The sequence below is a fragment of the Curtobacterium sp. MCLR17_039 genome (assembly GCF_003234745.1).
GTDB lineage: Bacteria > Actinomycetota > Actinomycetes > Actinomycetales > Microbacteriaceae > Curtobacterium > Curtobacterium flaccumfaciens.
Genome location: NZ_QKTF01000003.1, coordinates 153,653 through 172,384, shown reverse-complemented (window position 1 = coordinate 172,384; position 18,732 = coordinate 153,653). Strand labels below are relative to the sequence as shown.

The following is an 18,732-nucleotide window of genomic DNA, read 5'->3' as shown; positions in this document are numbered from 1 at the left end:
CTGCTTTCGTTGGAGGTGGAGTGGTGGTCGCTCAAGCGACCCCGAGGACCTGGAGGTACCCGGTCCACAGGAGGTCCCCGAAGACGATCCCGAGCCATGCCCCCACCAGCATCGACGGCCCGAACGGCAGCCCACCGCGCCAACGTGCACGGCCGGCGAGGAGGAGCGCGATCGCGACGGTACCGCCCACCAGGAAGGCACCGAAAGCACCCACTGCGAGGGGTCCCCATCCGAGGTACGCGAGGACGAGGCCGAGGACCGCGGCCAGTTTGACGTCGCCGAGACCCATGCCGCCGGGGACCGCCAGCGCGAGACCGAGGTACAGCACACCGGAACCGAGGGCACCGATCGCCGCACGACCGAGAGCGGACCAGTCGCCGTCGGCAGCACTCGCGACGACGAGGAGCACCGCGAGGACGATGCCGGACGGGTAGACGATCGCGTTCGGGAGCGTGTGGGTGGCGATGTCGATCAGGGTGAGTGCGACGCTGATGGCCATCAGGTACAACAACGCGACGAGGACCACGACCTGCGCCACGGTGTCCTCGGTCGCCCCCGCAGGAGAGCGGCCCACGACCACGAAGGCAGTGAGCCCGAACAGGACCGCCGTGATGAGCTCGACGGTGGGGTACCGCGCGGAGATCGGCGTGGAACAGTCACGGCACCGCCCGCGCAGGACGAGCCAGGAGAGCACCGGGACGTTGTCGCGGCGTCGGATCGGGTGCCCGCACGTCGGACATGCGCTCGGTGGCGAGACGACGGACTGGCCCGCTGGCACGCGGTGCACCACGACGTTGAGGAACGAGCCGATGAGCAGTCCGAACACGGCGGCGAGTCCGGGGAGGACGGGGCCGAGCGCCTGGAGACCGGTCATCGGCACCCACCACCGGTCGTGGTCGCGCACGAGCCGCCGGCGGTGTAAGCGGCCTGGACCTCGACCTGCGTCGTGACCCCGTACGAGGTCGACACCGGCTGCAGGAACTTCGGGGGCGCCGTCGTCAGCAGGCGCTGGTCGTAGACGTAGTTCTTCGAGAACCCGGTGTTGCCGGTCGTCGCGACCGCCCCTCGCCAGTTCTGCGCGATCGAACCGATGACCTTGAGGGTGCCGAGCTTCGAGCCGATGTCGTAGTTCTGGTTCCAGAACGTCCCCGCGTTGCTCGCGATCGCCGCCGACACGGTGATCGATTCGCCCGGAGACCGGCTCAGCAGGCCCACACCCGAACTGTTGCAGCGCGAGGTGTCCGTCACGTACCCGACACCCCACTGGTAGGTCGTCGGGTACGAGGTGCAACGGGCGGGGTTGGAGATCTCGACGGCGTTCTGGCCGACGAGCCCGAGCACGTCGTTCGTGGCGCTGAGGTAGGTGATGTCGTCGGTGACCCACACGGTCCCGGATGCCGCGATCGTCATCGCCCCGCTGAACGCCCCGCTGACGAAGACGTCGCCCGCCGTGCAGCTGTACGTGTCGGACGCCGAACCCGTCTGGTACGAGGAACCCGACGATCCCCCGTTGATCCACTCACCTGCGGCCGGGAACCCCTGTCCGTTGTTGAACGGCTGGTTGCTCGTGTTCGTCGCCGAACCGTTCGACCGCACGGTGACCGTGGTGGTGCAGTACGTGTTCGTGTACTTCGACGGGAAGGCCGCACCCCAGGCGTTCACGTTGTTCGACGCGGACGGGATGTCCTGCACGTACATCAGGTTCGAGGGGAGGGTCGGGATGGTGGCACCGGCGGAACTCTGCAGATCCGAGACCGCCCCGCAGAGCGCTGCGGCCTTCGCTGCGTCGTCCGCGGCGAGGACCGCCCCGCTCGAGCTGTTGACCTTGATCTGCGTGGCCCGGGACCACGGCGACCACACGGTCATCTTGCCGTTCCCGAGGAACTTCACGCGGGTCGGTCCGGTGTACATGCAGCCGGGCCGCGGAACCGTCGTGGGGAGGTCGGTCCGCGTCTCCTGCGACATGTTCGTGTTCAGCGCGGGCAGACCGAGGTACGGAACCGCGGTTGCAGCACCGCCGTTGAACGTCCCCGCGCAGGTGCCGCTCGACGGGCGCACCGTCGTGTCGTGCTGTTCGACCGACCCGTTGAACACCGTCGAGCACGCCGAGGTGAAGACGTCGTTGGTCCGGATCGGCCCGTTCAGGGTGTCGGTGCCGGCGAACTGCACCGCCGTGCACTTCCCCGCGACCGATTGCCACTGGTAGGCGGTCGTGCAACCGGTCCCGGTGAGCGCGGGGTTCGAGGACTCGTAGTTGGTGAAGTAGAGGTAGTTGATGAAGCCGTCGCCCTTGAGGTTGGCCACGAGCGACCGGACGCTTCCCCCGGCCTTCCCGGTGACACGGACCCGCAGGACGCCCTTGCCGGAGTAGTCGGAGTTGTCGACCTCGTAGCGGAACCACTGGTCGCTCGAGCCGACGACCGGAGCCCAGTCCGAACCGGAGTTGGTGAAGGCGATGTTCTTGTCGGCGTTGACGAAGGTCGACCCACTCGACTTGCTGAACTGGGCGTTCGCGTTGCCGTAGAGCGCGTAGCCGTTGTCGTTCGAGAGCTTCGACTGGTAGTCGGCGAGCCCCGCGTACGCGGCCGCCATCGCGTTCTGGAAGTTGCGGTCCGACGCGGCCTTGACCGCGCCCGAGGTGGAGACGGCGATCATCGTCGCGACGAGCAGCATCATGACGGTGCCGAAGATGAGCACGTTGCCGAGGACCATGCCGCGCTCGTCGCGCTGGGCCTGCGCGAGGACCGCGCTGATGCGACGGATCATGATGAACCCGCTCCGATGCTGGTGCCGTAGACGACGTTGAAGAGGTACAGGGTGTTCTGCACGTGGGTGTTGCCGCTCGCACCGGCAGTGGTGGAACCGAGTTCCAGGTTCACGCGGACGGCTCGCACGTTGCCCAACTGCGCGGTCGCCAGTGTTCCGTCCGGCTGGGTCGCGAGTGTCTTGCCGTCCGCTCCGAGGTACGAGAACAGCGCGACACCGTCGCTCGTCGGCGAGGCGATCGGACCACCCACCACCAGGCTCCGCGCCGGGGTCTGGGTCGTCGCCGGGAAGGAGTAGAAGCCGTTCGTCGCGGTGCCGTCCCACTGGTCCACGACGAGGCGCTTCGCGTCGTTCAGCGAGTAGCGGATCTGCACGGGCTTGTCGGTGCTGTTGCCGTCGAGGTTGATGTACGCGAAGAACACCACCTGCGTCGGGGCCGCCCGGGTGACCGCAGCGGCGTAGGTGCCGTCAGACTTCGGCAACAGACTCGCGGCGTGCACGTAGCGCGTGATCGAGTTCATCGCGATCGACGCCGTCCGAGCGTTCTGGTCGGAGGACGTGTTCGTCACCCCGGCGCGCAGGGTGGCCGTGAAGAACCCGCCCACGGCGACGAGGATGATCATCGACACGCTGACGGCGACGAGCAGCTCGGACAGCGAGATCCCCGCCTGCTCGCGGTGGAGGCGTCGGAGGGCCCGCATCACGACGTCTGCCCGCGAGGGTCGAGGGTCAGGGTGTTGTCGTAGTTGATGAGCACCAGCGCCGTCTTCTGGTTCACCATGCCGTTGGTCACCGGTTTCACGTTCGAGGCCTTCGACGCGATCTCGTTCTTCGTCGTCGACCCGAACGTCGTCCCGGAGTAGAGCGTCCACGTGCCGAAGGGCAGGGCGATGGTCGCGGTGTCGCCGGCGGAGACCGGGAACCTCATCGTCATGCCGGCGGCGCAGCCGGGGTCGCCGGCGGCCGGGTTCGCCGACGAGACGGCAGTGATGTAGCGGTCCTTCACACCGGTGACGGTCGCGACGCCCATCATCACGGAGGCCGACGATGGCTTGCCGGGAGCAGTGGCGACCGACGGCGGGCTCACACCGATCGCGTTGGCCGCGTTCGGTGTCGACCAGGACGAGGGGTTCGGACTGAGGCAGCTCGTCGCACTCCCGGTGCTGTTGGAGTACGGGCCGGCGTAGACGGTGTAGCCCGAGGCGAACGGGAACACCGGCAACGACGGCTGTGAACTCGAGGTGATGTTGAGCGAGGTGCTGGCCAGGTCCCACGGCTTGACGACGTCCAGCCCGCCGGCCGTGCTCGACAGCGTCGTGGGCATGTTGGTCGGGATCATCGCCTTGGAGCCGGCTGCGTACTGCAGGGTCAGCTGACTCGACTGGTCGTACACGAACGGGACGGGCGAGCTCGCGCCGGCGGTCACCGAGATCGGCGATTGCACGGACGGCTGCTGCTGGTTCGTGTCGATGCCGCCGGTGACGCTCGCAGAGACCGCGTAGTCGCCCTGCGACACGTTCACCGCGTACGAGCAGCCCTGTGCGTCGGTCGGGAGGACCGCCGCCGTCAGTGCTGCACCGCCACCGCCGCTGACGGGGGTGATCGTGATCCCGACACCCTCGTAGGGCGCGCCGGAAGCGGTGGTGACCGAGATGATCACGGTGCCGTACCCGGGGTCGGTGACCGCGTCGCTCGGCGCGATCGCTGACGAGACGGACGTGGTGCTGGAACCGCCGCGCGGGTTCGGCCAGGTCACGGTCTCGACGACGCTCTTGTAGGCGAGCTTGCCGTTCGAGGTCCCGCACGCGCCGGTCGCGCCGTCGCTCTGCACCCAGCTGACCTTCCGGTCGATCGCGTACTCGACGCCCCCGATGGTCTTCGTGTTGTCCGGACCGGACTTGCTGAGGACCCGGAAGATGCCGCCGGTGGAGGCGGCCGCGGTCTGGCGGAGGGTGTCGATGTCCTGCGAGGCGAGGGCGACCGCGGTCTCGCGACCGCGATTGGTCTGCGTGAGCTGGAGGCTGTTCGCGATGCCGTAGGCGATCCCGATCGACATGACCGCGAACACCATCATGGCGACCATGACCTCGATGATGGAGAAGCCGGCTTCGGCGTCGTGCCGGTACAGCCGGTCGTGCAGTCGCTGGAACATGGTCACCTCCTCGTGCAGCATCGGAGCAGAAGGGCGGCCCGTCGTCCGACGGGCCGCCCTCAGGAACAGATCAGGATCAGCAGGTGCCCTTGGCGGCAGCCAGCGCGTCGGTGATCTTGAAGTCGGTCTTCGTGGCGCCGGTGCCCTGGATGCAGAAAGCCGTCGTGGAGGTCGCCTTGTAGGTCAGTACGTTGTCCTGGCTGCTGGTGTAGCCGTACTGTCCGAGCGTCGCTTGCGTGAAGTCAGTGGCGGCGGGCAGCTTGCCGTTGTTGTCCGTCTGGTAGGCGATGACCGCGGTCTTCGCGTTCGCGAGGTCCGACTTGACCGAGGCGTCCTTCGCGTTGTTCTGCACGTTCAGGTACACCGGGATGGCGATGGCGGCGAGGATGCCGATGATGATGACGACGACGAGGAGCTCGATGAGCGTGAAGCCCTTCTCCTTGTCCTCGAGGAGACCCTTGCGGCGAGCGTCGAGCTTGCCCATGAGAGCGAAGTACATGGTGGTTCCGTTCTTGGGGGAATGCGATGGGAGAATGTGCCGGGGAGTGCTCCGCCGCCGCTGACAAGAGTATTCAGCGGCGATTCGGGGTGGAATCCCGAGAACGGGGGGTCCGGGCCCTCCGAATTACCCCCAGTAACGGGGGTCTTCCATCGCGCTTCACCCCCACACGAGGGGCGATTCTTACTTCACCAACGACGTGATCTGGAAGATCGGGAGGTAGAGCGCGATGATCATGCCACCGACGACGACGCCGAGGAATGCGATGAGGAGCGGCTCGATCAGGGCAGTCAGCGACTCGGTCGTCGACTCGACTTCGGAGTCGTAGAAGACCGCGATCTTCTCGAGCATGATCTCCAGCGAACCGGCGTCCTCGCCGACAGCGACCATTTGCGAGACCATTGCCGGGAAAATGCTTTCCCGGGCCAACGGCGCCGCAATTGATTCACCTTTTCGGACGTCTTCCGCAACGCGCTCGAGTGCTTTCTGGACCACGAAGTTGTTCGACACCTGACCGACGATCGACAATGCCTGCAGAATCGGCACGCCAGCGCCGATCATGTTCGAGAAGTTCCGCGCGAACCGCGCGATGACGATCTTGCGGGTCAGTCCACCGAACACCGGCAGGCGGAGCATGATCGGGTCGCGGAAGCTCCGGAAGCGATCCGTGTTCTTGTTCGCCCGGAACCACAGCCAGCCGACGATCACGGCGACCGCCAGGACCGGTGCGAGCCAGCGCATCGCGTGCGACAGGGTCACCAGGACCTGCGTCGGCAACGGCAGCTGCCCGCCGAGCGACGAGAACATGTCCTGGAAGATCGGGACGATGAAGATGAGCATGATCACGACGGCCGCAAGTGACATGCACAGCACGACCACCGGGTAGGTCATCGCCGACTTGATCGTCGAGCGGAGCTTGTGCTCCTTCTCGAAGTTCGTCGCGATGGAGTCCATGGCCTGGTCGAGGAAGCCGCCGGTCTCCCCCGCACGGATCATGTTGATCATGATCGGCGGGAAGTCGACCGGGTACTTCGCGACGGCGTCGGAGAACGAGACGCCGCGCTCGACGTCGTCACGGACCTTGCCGAGGATGTCCTTGAGCTTCTTGTTCTCGGTCTGGTCGGACAGGATCGTGAGGGTCCGCAGCAGCGAGAGGCCCGAGGTGAGCATCGTCGAGGCCTGCCGCGACATGATCGCGAGGTCCTTGAGCCCGACGCCCTTCTCGAACCCGGGGATCTTGATCTCGGTCTGCAGCCCGGTGCCGGCCTTCGCCTCGGTGATGGCGATCGGCGAGACGCCCATCCCGCGGAGGCGCTGGACGACGGCCCCTTCGGACGCGGCGTCGAGGCGGCCCTTCACGAGCTTGCCGGCGCCGTCGCGCCCGCGGTAGTCGAACGCGAGTGACATCAGTAGCCTCCGGAGAACTTGTCGCCGAAGTCGATGCCGCTGGCGGCGATCGCGGCGGCCGAGGAGTCGGACGGGGACTCGACGCGCTGGACGAGCCGGTCGAAGCCCTCTTCGTCGTGGACCTTCTCCATCGCGGCCTTGCGCGAGATGGTGCCGACGTTGACCAGTTCGGCGAGGTCCTGGTCCATGGTGTGCATGCCGAGGTCACGGCCGGCCTGCATGGCGGAGGTGATCTGGTACGTCTTGCCCTCGCGGATGAGGTTGCCGATGGCCGGGGTGATCGTCATGATCTCGGTGGCGACGACCCGACCGACACCGTTGGCCTTCGGGACGAGGGTCTGGCAGACGACGCCCTGCAGGGTGGCCGCGAGCTGGGTGCGGATCTGCCCCTGCTGGTGCGGCGGGAAGACGTCGATGACGCGGTCGATCGTGCCGGGTGCGCTCTGCGTGTGCAGGGTGGCGAACACCAGGTGACCGGTCTCGGCGGCGGTGAGCGCGACGGAGATGGTCTCGAGGTCGCGGAGCTCACCGATCAGGATGACGTCGGGGTCCTGCCGCAGCACGTGCTTGAGCGCGGAGGCGAAGGAGTGGGTGTCGGCGCCGACCTCGCGCTGGTTGATGATCGACCGCTTGTGGTCGTGCATGAACTCGATCGGGTCCTCGACCGTCACGATGTGGTCGGCACGGCTCTCGTTGACCAGGTCGATGAGCGCGGCGAGGGTGGTCGACTTGCCCGAGCCGGTCGGGCCGGTGACGAGGACCAGGCCACGGGGCAGGCCGGCGAAGTCGCCGACGTGCGCGGGGATGCCGAGCTGCTTGAGCGTCTTGATCCTGGTGGGGATGATGCGGAACGCCGCACCCCAGTTGCCGCGCTGCTGGTAGTAGTTCACGCGGAAGCGGTACTCCGGCGACAGCGAGTACGCGAAGTCGAGTTCCTGGTCGTGGTCGAACTGCCCGGCCTGTTCGACGGACAGCAGCGTCTTCAGTGCCGCGATGACCTTGCCACGCGACCACGCGCCTCCCGGTACGGCCGGTCGGAGCGAGCCGTCGACGCGGACGGTGGGCGGGGCGTCGGCCGTGACGTGCAGGTCGGAGGCCCCCTGGTAGACGACCTGCGCCAGTGCGGTGATGAGGTCGGGGTCGGCGACCTCGCGCGCGTGCCGGGCGAAGTCGATGTCACCGGCCGATGCCGCGGTGGGGGCGGGAACCGGAGCGGGTGCCGCCGGTGCGGCGTGGTGGGCGCCGCTGTAGGCGATGGCCGGCAGCTGCTGGGTCGCCGGCTCGGCGTACCCGTAGGTGGCGGTCGAGGACGGCACCGCGGCGGGCGGCGTCGCCGGAGCGGAGGCGGACTGTGCCACGGGCGCAGCGACCGGACCACCCACGGGCCCGGCGACCGGGCTGGCCACGGGCATGCCGGTGGGCGCGGGCCACACCGCCGAGTCGTCCGTCAGGTCGTAGACCTGCTCGGGCGGGGCGGCAGCAGCCGCGGCCAGACGCGCGGCACGGCGGGAGCCGACCTCGGCGCCGGGGGTGCCGGGGTGCCATCCGGCGACGGGCTCGTCGCCGGGCATGGTGATGTCGTACACGGAGTCGGTCATCTGCTCGTCCTGTTCCCCGGTCACGCGACGACGCGCAGGATCTCGTCGACGCTCGTCATGCCGAGCTTGACCTTCTCGAAGCCGTCCTGGCGGAGCGTGAGCATGCCCTGCTGCTGGGCGACGCGACTGATCTCCGCGCTCGAGGCGCGACCGACGGCGAGCCGCTCGATCTCCTCGGTGACGGTCATGACCTCGTGCAGGGCGATGCGGCCGCGGTAGCCGGTGTTCGAGCACACCGCGCAACCGACCGGGGCGAAGAACGCGGGCATCTCGTCGCCTGGGGCCAGGAACCCGAGTGCCCGGAGCTGCTCGATCTCGTACACGGCGGGCGCCTTGCACCGGTCGCACAGCCGGCGGGCGAGCCGCTGGGCGACGACGGAGTCGAGGGCGGACCCGACCAGGAACGGTTCGATGTCCATCTCGGTCAGGCGGGTCACGGCCGACGGCGCGTCGTTGGTGTGCAGCGTCGAGAGCACGAGGTGCCCGGTGAGCGACGCCTCGATCGCGATCTGCGCGGTCTCGTGGTCGCGGATCTCACCGAGCAGCACGACGTCGGGGTCGGACCGGAGGATCGAGCGGAGCGCGGACGCGAACGTCAGGCCGGCCTTCGGGTTGACCTGCACCTGGTTGATGCCGGCCATCCGGTACTCGACCGGGTCCTCGACCGTGATGACGTTGATCTCGGGCTTCGCCACGGCGTTGAGGGTCGTGTACAGCGTCGTCGACTTGCCCGAACCGGTGGGACCGGTGACCAGGATCATGCCGTAGGGCTTCGAGTAGGACCGCTGGTACGCCTGGAAGTTCTGCTCGAGGAGGTTGAGGTCCTTGAGGGTCAACGAGGTGTTCGTGTTGTCGAGGATCCGCATGACGACCTTCTCACCCCAGACGGTGGGCAGCGTCGCGACGCGGAGGTCGATCTGCCGGCCGCCGTGCCGCACGGACATGCGGCCGTCCTGCGGCTTGCGACGCTCGGCGATGTCGATGTCGCTCATGATCTTCAGGCGGCTGATCACGCCGTTCTGGATGTTCTTCGGCGCCGGCGCCATCTCGTGCAGCACGCCGTCGATGCGGTACCGGATCCGGACCTCGTGCTCGCCGGGCTCGATGTGGATGTCGGACGCGTGGTCCTGGATGGCCTGCGACACGAGCAGGTTCACGAAGCGGACGATCGGCACGTCGTCGAGGGCACCGTCGGCGATGTCGACCTGCGCCTTCGAGGTCGTCGACGCTTCTTCTTCGAGCGACGACGTCAGGTCGTTCAGCTCGTCGTCGGCGCGCAGGTACCGGTCGAGGGCAGCGACGAGGTCACGCTCCTCGACCTGCAGCGGCTTGATCGCCCGGCCGGACGCCGTCCGGGCGTCGTCGATGGCGAGCACGTTCGTGGGGTTCACCATCGCGAGGATGAGCAGGTCGCCCTCGAACCCGACACCGAGCACGCCGTGGCGACGGCACAGTGCCGCCGGCAGGATCGACACCGCGGTGCCGTCGACGGGGTAGTCGCTCAGCGGCACGGTGCGGGAGTTGTTCGAGGCGGCGCGGGCGGTGATGAACTGGGCCTCGCTCACGACGCCCTGGTCGACCAGGCCGCGGATGGCGCGCTCGTCGAGGTCCTCGTCACCCGTCATCGCATCGAGGTGCTCGATCGGCAGGGCGCCGTTCAGGATGAGGATCTCGGACAGGGTCGCCATGAGTCCCGTGCCTCCTTGGACTCGCGCACGGCGAGACGTCGTCGGGTGATGCGCCACCAGGGATGTGGCGCCCGACCACGCTACTTCTGGGGCCCTCGCCGACCGCAGTCCCAGAAAGAGGGGGCGGAGGGGGTCCGGCTGCACCCAGAACTGGGGTCCACGACCGGTTCGGCCCCGGTCCGGGGGACGCCTCGGCCGGTTCGCGGTGGTCGTCGGAGGGTGCATGTCCGCCAGCCTCCCGGACCCCGCACCGTTCCCGGAGTCCTGGCGAGCAGCCCGTGGAGAACGTCGGCGTCACACGGGGGTGTGGAGGAACAAGGCCACCGTCCGACGCGGGCCGGACAGCGCGGCACCGCGGAATCCCTCTCGACGCGCGCCCCCACCCGGGCACATGATGAGTCATGGACATCACGAGCGTGACCGTGGGGTTGCCCGTCAGCGACATCGAGGCGTCCTGCCTCTGGTACGGCGCGGTCTTCGAGCGCACCGAGCCGGACCTCGAGCCCGAGGACGGCGTCGCCGAGTACGAGGTCGGCGGCATCTGGATCCAGCTCTACGTCGACGAACAGGCCGAGGAGAACCCGGTCAGCGTCCGCTTCGGCGTCGACGACGTCGCCGCGCAGCACGCACGCATCGGCGCGCTGGGCATCGACATCGGCCCCGTCGAGTGCGTCGACGGGGCGGTCGACTGGTTCGACGTCCGCGACCCCGACGGCAACGTGCTGAGCCTGTTCTCGCTGGTCGACGAGACCGGTCGCGGTTCCGGCCGCGACAACGGCGCGGGCCGCGCGCTCTAGCCGCGACCCCACGGCGGACGGGAGGCCCGTGGCAGCCCCGCACCGCGCCTCCAGGCCGTCACGTGGTGACGACACGACGAAGGCCCCGCCTCCTTGCGGAGACGGGGCCTTCGTGGGATCACATCAGGCTCAGTTGTACGTGCCCGGCGTGAAGTCGTCCGACGAGAAGCTGTCGAAGTCGACGAAGCTCAGGTCGGCGTCCGAGAACGACGAGTCGTCAGCGAAGATGCGGTTGGGGTACCGCTCCGCCTTCGCCTCTTCGGTCGCGTTCACGTCCACGTCACGGTACCGGCTGAGGCCCGTCCCGGCGGGGATGAGCTTACCGATGATGACGTTCTCCTTGAGGCCGACGAGGTGGTCCTGCTTGCCCTCCATGGCTGCCTGCGTGAGCACGCGGGTGGTCTCCTGGAAGGAAGCGGCGGACAGCCACGACTCGGTCGCGAGGGACGCCTTCGTGATGCCCATGACCTCCTGGCGAGCCGAGGCGGTCTTGCGACCCTCCTGCAGCGCCGCACGGTTCAGCGCGTTGTAGCGCGACCGGTCGACGAGCTCACCCGGCAGCAGGTCGGTGTCGCCGTGGTCGACGACGGTGACCTTGCGGAGCATCTGGCGGACGATGACCTCGATGTGCTTGTCGTGGATCGGCACACCCTGCGAGCCGTAGACGTCCTGCACACCGTTGACCAGGTGCTTCTGGACCTCTCGGACACCCTTGACCCGGAGGACTTCCTTCGGGTCGACGGTGCCGGCGATGAACTGCTCGCCGAGCTCGACGTGCTGGTTGTCCTCGATGAGGAGCGTCGCACGCTTGAGCACCGGGTAGATGAACGGCTCGTCGCCGTTGTCCGGCGTGAGGATGATCCGACGACCCTTGTCCGTGTCCTCGACCACGACGCGGCCGGGGGCCTCGGCGATCGGGGACGCGCCCTTGGGGGTACGCGCCTCGAAGAGCTCCGTGACACGCGGCAGACCCTGGGTGATGTCGTCGGCCGAGGCCGAACCACCCGTGTGGAAGGTACGCATCGTCAGCTGGGTACCGGGCTCACCGATGGACTGGGCGGCGATGATGCCGACCGCCTCGCCGATGTCGACGAGGTTGCCCGTGGCGAGCGAACGGCCGTAGCACTTCGCGCAGACACCGACGGCGGACTCGCAGGTCAGGACCGAGCGCACCTTGATGCTCTCGACACCGGCTGCCAGCAGCTTCTCGAGGAGCACGTCACCGACGTCCTCACCGGCTTCGGCCACGACCGTGCCCTGTGCGTCCACGGCCTCGGTGGCCAGGGTGCGGGAGTACACGGTGTTCTCGACGCGCGGGTCGCGGACGAGCTTGCCGTCGGCGTCCACGGTCGCGATCGGCAGCTCGAGGCCACGCGTCGTGCCGCAGTCGTCCTCACGGATGATGACGTCCTGCGACACGTCCACGAGACGACGGGTGAGGTACCCGGAGTCCGCGGTACGGAGCGCGGTGTCGGCAAGACCCTTACGAGCACCGTGGGTGGCGATGAAGTACTCCGCCACGGTCAGGCCCTCGCGGTACGAGTTGATGATCGGGCGGGCGATGATCTCGCCCTTCGGGTTGTTCACCAGACCACGCATACCGGCGATGTTGCGGACCTGGAGCCAGTTACCACGAGCACCGGACGACACCATGCGGTTGATGGTGTTGTCGACCGGGAAGTTGTCGCGCATCTCCTGCGCGATCTCGTTCGTGGCCTCGGTCCAGATCTTGATCAGGTCGGCGCGACGCTCGGAGTCGGTGATCAGACCCTTGTCGAACTCGCCCTGCACCTTGGCGGCCTGGATCTCGTAGCCCGCGATGATCTCCTTCTTGCGAGGAGGCGTCACGACGTCCGACAGGGCGACGGTCACACCGGAGCGGGTGCCCCAGTAGAAGCCGGCGTCCTTGATCCGGTCCAGCGCAGCGGCCGTCTCGGTCTTGGAGTAGCGCTCGGCGAGGTCGTTGACGATCGCGGAGAGCACGCCCTTGTCCGTGACCTTCTGGACGAACGGGTAGTTCGCCGGCAGGGTCTCGTTGAAGAGCGCACGGCCCAGGGTCGTCTCGAGCAGCACGGTGTCGCCCTGCTCGTAGCCCTCGGGTGCTTCACCCTCGGCGAAGTGGACACCCGTCATGCGGATCTTCACCATCGCGTTGAGGTGCAGCGTGTGCTGGTCGTTCGCCAGGATCGCCTCGGCCACCGACGAGAACGCACGGCCCTCGCCCACGGCGCCCTCGCGGACGGTCGTGAGGTGGTGCAGACCGATGATCATGTCCTGTGCGGGCAGGGTCACCGGGCGGCCGTCGGACGGCTTCAGGATGTTGTTCGAGGCGAGCATCAGGATGCGGGCCTCGGCCTGGGCCTCGACCGACAGCGGCAGGTGCACGGCCATCTGGTCGCCGTCGAAGTCCGCGTTGAACGCAGCACAGACGAGCGGGTGGAGCTGGATGGCCTTGCCCTCGACGAGCTGCGGCTCGAACGCCTGGATGCCCAGACGGTGCAGCGTCGGCGCACGGTTCAGCAGGACGGGGCGCTCGCGGATGATCTCCTCGAGCACGTCCCACACCTGCGGACGCGAACGCTCGACCATGCGCTTGGCCGACTTGATGTTCTGCGCGTGCGACAGGTCGATGAGGCGCTTGATCACGAACGGCTTGAAGAGCTCGAGCGCCATCTGCTTGGGCAGACCGCACTGGTGCAGCTTCAGCTGCGGGCCGACGATGATCACCGAACGGCCCGAGTAGTCGACGCGCTTGCCGAGCAGGTTCTGGCGGAAACGACCCTGCTTGCCCTTGAGCATGTCGCTCAGGGACTTCAGGGCGCGGTTGCCGGTACCCGTGACCGGACGTCCACGACGACCGTTGTCGAACAGCGCGTCGACCGCTTCCTGCAGCATGCGCTTCTCGTTGTTCACGATGATCTCGGGGGCACCGAGGTCGAGCAGGCGGCGGAGACGGTTGTTGCGGTTGATCACACGACGGTAGAGGTCGTTGAGGTCCGACGTGGCGAAACGGCCACCGTCGAGCTGCACCATCGGGCGCAGCTCCGGCGGGATGACCGGCACGACGCCGAGCACCATCGCGGCCGGCGAGTTGCCGGTGGCGAGGAAGGAGCTGACGACGCGCAGACGCTTGATCGCGCGGATCTTCTTCTGGCCCTTGCCCTCGGCGATCTGCAGACGCAGCGCCTCGGCCTCGGCGGCCAGGTCGAACGCCTCGAGCCGGAGCTTGATCGCCTCGGCGCCCATGTAGGCGTCGAAGTAGATCCCGAACCGGTCCTGGAGCTCGTGGAAGACGGCGTCCTCGGGCTTGAGGTCGCCCACCTTGAGGTTGCGGAAGTCCTCCCACACACGCTCGAGACGGGTGATGTCCTCGTCGAACGACTTGCGGACCTGGGACATCTCCTTCTCGGCGGTGTCCTTGGTACGGCGCTTGACGTCGGCCTTCGCACCCTCTTCCTCAAGGGCTGCGAGGTCGTCCTCGAGCTTCTTGAGGCGGTCGGCGATGATCGAGTCGCGCTGGCCCTCGAGGGTCTTGATCTCGAGACGCATCTCGTTCTCGAGACCCGGCATGTCCGCGTGACGGCCCTCTTCATCGATGTCGATGATCATGTACGCCGCGAAGTAGATGACCTTCTCGAGGTCCTTCGGCGCCATGTCGAGGAGGTACCCGAGGCGCGACGGGACGCCCTTGAAGTACCAGATGTGCGTGACGGGGGCAGCGAGCTCGATGTGGCCCATGCGCTCACGACGGACCGAGGACTTGGTGACCTCGACGCCGCAGCGCTCGCAGACGATGCCCTTGAACCGGACACGCTTGTACTTGCCGCAGGCGCACTCCCAGTCGCGGGAAGGACCGAAGATCTGCTCGCCGAACAGACCGTCCTTCTCGGGCTTCAGGGTGCGGTAGTTGATGGTCTCCGGCTTCTTGACCTCGCCGTACGACCACTGACGGATGTCCTCGGCGGTCGCGAGGCCGATCCGAATGGCGTCAAAGGAAGTTGCTTCGAGCAATGTTCTTCTCTCTTGCTGATTCAGGCTTCGATGTACGGGCGGGATCAGATGTCGTCGACAGAGGACGACTCGAACCGCGAGGAGATGTTGATGCCCAGCTCCTCCGCAGCGCGGAAGACCTCGTCATCGTTGTCGCGCAGGCTGACCGCCTGGCCGTCGGCCGAGAGGACCTCGACGTTCAGGCAGAGCGACTGCATCTCCTTCATGAGGACCTTGAAGGACTCGGGGATGCCGGGTTCCTGGATGTTCTCGCCCTTGACGATCGCCTCGTAGACCTTCACGCGGCCGAGGATGTCGTCGGACTTGATCGTCAGGAGCTCCTGGAGGGCGTAGGCGGCACCGTACGCTTCGAGCGCCCACACCTCCATCTCACCGAATCGCTGTCCACCGAACTGCGCCTTACCACCCAGCGGCTGCTGCGTGATCATCGAGTACGGACCGGTCGAACGCGCGTGGATCTTGTCGTCGACCAGGTGGTGCAGCTTGAGGATGTACATGTAGCCGACCGAGACGGGCTCCGGGAACGGCTCGCCGGAGCGGCCGTCGAAGAGCTGCGCCTTGCCGGACGAGCCGATCAGGCGCTCGCCGTCGCGGTTCGGGAGGGTCGAGTCGAGGAGGCCCTCGATCTCGCGCTCGTACGCACCGTCGAACACCGGGGTGGCGACCTTGGTGCCGGGCTCGGCGCTGTGCGCTGCCTCCGGCAGGTTCTCGGCCCAGTCCTGGATGCCCTCGACGTTCCAGCCCTGCTTGGCGAGCCACCCGAGGTGGATCTCGAGCACCTGGCCGAAGTTCATGCGGCCGGGGACGCCGAGCGGGTTGAGGACGATGTCGACGGGGGTGCCGTCGGCGAGGAACGGCATGTCCTCGACCGGGAGGATGGTCGAGATGACGCCCTTGTTGCCGTGACGACCGGCGAGCTTGTCACCCGCGGTGATCTTGCGCTTCTGGGCGATGTAGACGACCACGCGCTGGTTGACGCCCGAGCCGAGCTCGTCGTCGCCGTCCTGCGAGTCGAACACCTTGACGCCGATGATCGTGCCCTCTTCACCGTGGGGCACCTTGAGCGAGGTGTCGCGGACTTCGCGCGACTTCTCGTTGAAGATGGCACGGAGCAGACGCTCCTCGGCGCTCAGCTCGGTCTCGCCCTTCGGCGTGACCTTGCCGACGAGGATGTCGCCGGGGCGGACCTCGGCACCGATGCGGATGATGCCGCGCTCGTCGAGGTCGGCCAGCAGGTCCGGGCTGACGTTGGGGAGGTCACGGGTGATCTCCTCCTTGCCGAGCTTGGTGTCGCGGGCGTCGACCTCGTACTCCTCGATGTGGATCGAGGAGAGCGTGTCGTCCTTGATGAGGTTCTGCGACAGGATCATCGCGTCCTCGTAGTTGTAGCCCTCCCACGGCATGAACGCGACGAGGAGGTTCTTGCCGAGCGCGAGCTCGCCGTTCTCCGTCGCGGGACCGTCGGCGATGACCTCGCCCTGCTCCACGCGCTCGCCTGCGGAGACGATGACGCGGTGGTTGTAGCTCGTGCCCTGGTTGGAGCGGTCGAACTTGCGCAGGTAGTAGGTCTGCGTGCCGCCCTCGTCGAGCTGCAGGGTGACGGCGTCGGCCGAGACCTCGGAGACGACACCGGCCTTGTCGGCGGTGACGACGTCGCCGGCGTCGATGGCCGTGTAGCCCTCCATGCCGGTGCCGACGAGCGGCGACTCCGAACGGAGCAGGGGGACGGCCTGACGCTGCATGTTCGCACCCATGAGGGCGCGGTTCGCGTCGTCGTGCTCGAGGAACGGGATGAGCGACGTCGCGACCGACACCATCTGGCGCGGGGAGACGTCCATGTAGTCGACCTCGTCCTTGGCGACGAGTTCGACCTCGCCACCCTTCTTGCGGACGAGCACCTTGTCGTCGGCGAAGTGGAAGTCGTTCGTCAGCGGGGCGTTGGCCTGCGCGACGACGAAGTCGTCCTCTTCCGAAGCGGTGAGGTAGTCGATGGTCTTCGTGACCTCGCCGTCGACGACGCGACGGTACGGGGTCTCGATGAAGCCGAAGGAGTTGATCCGACCGAACGACGCGAGCGAACCGATCAGGCCGATGTTCGGGCCTTCCGGGGTCTCGATCGGGCACATGCGGCCGTAGTGCGACGGGTGGACGTCACGGACCTCGACGCCGGCACGCTCACGGGACAGACCACCCGGGCCGAGGGCCGAGAGACGACGCTTGTGCGTCAGGCCCGCGAGCGGGTTGTTCTGGTCCATGAACTGCGACAGCTGGGACGTTCCGAAGAACTCCTTGATCGCGGCGACGACCGGACGCACGTTGATGAGCGTCTGGGGCGTGATCGCCTCGATGTCCTGCGTGGTCATGCGCTCGCGGACGACGCGCTCCATGCGGGACAGACCCGTGCGGACCTGGTTCTGGATGAGCTCGCCGACTGCGCGGATGCGACGGTTGCCGAAGTGGTCGATGTCGTCCACGTCGAGGCGCAGCTGCACCGGCTCGCCGTCACGGACGCCGTCGATCGTGGTGCGCTCAGCGTGCAGCGACACCAGGTACTTGATCGTCGCGACGATGTCCTTGACGGTGAGCACCGAGTCGGACAGCGGGGCGTCCATGCCGAGCTTGCGGTTGACCTTGTAGCGGCCGACCTTCGCCAGGTCGTAACGCTTCGGGTTGAAGTAGAAGTTGTCGAGGAGCGCACGCGCGGCCTCGGCAGCGACCTGCTCGCCCGGACGGAGCTTGCGGTAGATGTCCTTGAGCGCCTCTTCCTTCGTGAGGACGGCGTCCTTCTCGAGGGTCGACTCGATCGACGCGAAGCCCTGGAACTCGTCCATGATCTCTTCGCTCGTCAGGCCGAGGGCCTTGAGGAAGACGGTCACGGACTGCTTGCGCTTGCGGTCGATGCGCACGCCCACCTGGTCGCGCTTGTCGATCTCGAACTCGAGCCAGGCACCACGCGACGGGATGATCCGCGCCGAGTAGATGTCCTTGTCGGAGGTCTTCTCCTGCTGGCGCTCGAAGTACACGCCGGGCGAACGGACGAGCTGCGACACGACGACGCGCTCGGTGCCGTTGATGATGAACGTGCCGCGTTCGGTCATGAGCGGGAAGTCGCCCATGAAGACCGTCTGCGTCTTGATCTCACCCGTCATGTGGTTCATGAACTCGGCGTTGACGTACAGCGGAGCGGCGTAGGTCTTGCCGCGCTCCTTGCAGTCGTCGATCGAGTACTTCGGGTCTTCGAGCTCCGGCGCGGTGAACGAGAGCTGCATGGTCTCGCCGAGGTCCTCGATCGGGGAGATCTCCTCGAAGATCTCCTCGAGCCCCGAGTGCAGCGCGAGGTCGGTACGACCCTGCTCCTGCCCTTCGGCGAGGCGGGCCTTCCAGACGTCGTTGCCGACGAGCCAGTCGAAGCTCTCCGTCTGGAGTGCGAGCAGATCAGGAACCGTGAGGGTGTCCGTGATCTTGGCGAACGAGAGTCGCGAGTGGTTGCGACCGTTCTTGGGGTTGGTGGATGCGTTGGGCGCAGCAGCCAAGGGTGTGACCTCCGGTAGGCCCCGTCGGGCCGACACTGACGAGCAGTGTGTAGGTGAGTGGATTGATCGCTCGGCGAACCCTGAGATGCAAGCCCTGCGACCACGCCGACGCGTGCCTGACGCGGAACGTCGGTGCACGTGTGGGATGATCTCCGTGAGCGGTACCCGCCGCCATATACGGGTCCGGCTGCACCAGGGCGAGATGAGTTTCTGTCTCAGAACTCTGCGTCGACCGCAATATGACGACACGGATGCCAGGGAGCGCGAACTGTCATCATAGT

11 protein-coding genes are annotated in these 18,732 nt (G+C 67.2%); 1 reads left to right on the top strand and 10 read right to left on the bottom strand.

The genetic code is table 11. The features are described 5' to 3' along the window. Nucleotides 1-31: 31 nt before the first annotated feature. From DEJ00_RS04635 to DEJ00_RS04600, 8 genes are all read right to left on the bottom strand, one after another. Nucleotides 32-874 (bottom strand): A24 family peptidase, encoded by an 843-nt coding sequence (locus DEJ00_RS04635; RefSeq protein WP_111056664.1) that lies wholly within the window; start codon nucleotides 872-874, stop codon nucleotides 32-34. Then, nucleotides 871-2,766, bottom strand: coding sequence for a hypothetical protein (locus tag DEJ00_RS04630; RefSeq protein WP_111056569.1), 1,896 nt, complete (start codon nucleotides 2,764-2,766; stop codon nucleotides 871-873). The genes DEJ00_RS04635 and DEJ00_RS04630 overlap by 4 nt, the downstream gene beginning before the upstream one ends. Beyond that, nucleotides 2,763-3,467, bottom strand: a complete 705-nt coding sequence (locus tag DEJ00_RS04625) for a PilW family protein (RefSeq protein WP_027466743.1) — start codon at nucleotides 3,465-3,467, stop codon at nucleotides 2,763-2,765. Before DEJ00_RS04625 ends, DEJ00_RS04630 begins: the two co-directional genes overlap by 4 nt. Then, nucleotides 3,467-4,918, bottom strand: coding sequence for a prepilin-type N-terminal cleavage/methylation domain-containing protein (locus tag DEJ00_RS04620; RefSeq protein ID WP_181440084.1), 1,452 nt, complete (start codon nucleotides 4,916-4,918; stop codon nucleotides 3,467-3,469). Before DEJ00_RS04620 ends, DEJ00_RS04625 begins: the two co-directional genes overlap by 1 nt. Nucleotides 4,919-4,994: 76 nt before the next feature. Continuing rightward, nucleotides 4,995-5,417, bottom strand: coding sequence for a type II secretion system protein (locus DEJ00_RS18890; RefSeq protein WP_111056567.1), 423 nt, complete (start codon nucleotides 5,415-5,417; stop codon nucleotides 4,995-4,997). 183 nt (nucleotides 5,418-5,600) lie between these two features. After that, on the bottom strand, nucleotides 5,601-6,824 hold the full coding sequence (locus DEJ00_RS04610) for a type II secretion system F family protein (protein WP_111053720.1): 1,224 nt from the start codon (nucleotides 6,822-6,824) through the stop codon (nucleotides 5,601-5,603). Next, entirely contained in the window at nucleotides 6,824-8,422 is a 1,599-nt protein-coding gene (locus DEJ00_RS04605) for a type IV pilus twitching motility protein PilT (protein ID WP_302470624.1), read from the bottom strand. The genes DEJ00_RS04610 and DEJ00_RS04605 overlap by 1 nt, the downstream gene beginning before the upstream one ends. Before the next feature lie 20 nt (nucleotides 8,423-8,442). After that, nucleotides 8,443-10,110: a GspE/PulE family protein gene (locus DEJ00_RS04600; protein WP_027466747.1), complete on the bottom strand. Its 1,668-nt coding sequence runs from the start codon at nucleotides 10,108-10,110 to the stop codon at nucleotides 8,443-8,445. A 401-nt stretch (nucleotides 10,111-10,511) separates the two neighbouring features. Here DEJ00_RS04600 and DEJ00_RS04595 point away from each other — a divergent pair, with 401 nt between their 5' ends. Then, on the top strand, nucleotides 10,512-10,907 hold the full coding sequence (locus tag DEJ00_RS04595; protein WP_071245506.1) for a VOC family protein: 396 nt from the start codon (nucleotides 10,512-10,514) through the stop codon (nucleotides 10,905-10,907). 129 nt (nucleotides 10,908-11,036) lie between these two features. On the opposite strand, the gene rpoC is transcribed toward DEJ00_RS04595, so the two are convergent. Then, nucleotides 11,037-14,918, bottom strand: a complete 3,882-nt coding sequence (gene rpoC / locus DEJ00_RS04590) for a DNA-directed RNA polymerase subunit beta' (protein WP_027466748.1) — start codon at nucleotides 14,916-14,918, stop codon at nucleotides 11,037-11,039. 44 nt (nucleotides 14,919-14,962) lie between these two features. Further along, nucleotides 14,963-18,451 (bottom strand): DNA-directed RNA polymerase subunit beta, encoded by a 3,489-nt coding sequence (gene rpoB / locus DEJ00_RS04585; RefSeq protein ID WP_027466749.1) that lies wholly within the window; start codon nucleotides 18,449-18,451, stop codon nucleotides 14,963-14,965. Nucleotides 18,452-18,732: the final 281 nt, after the last annotated feature.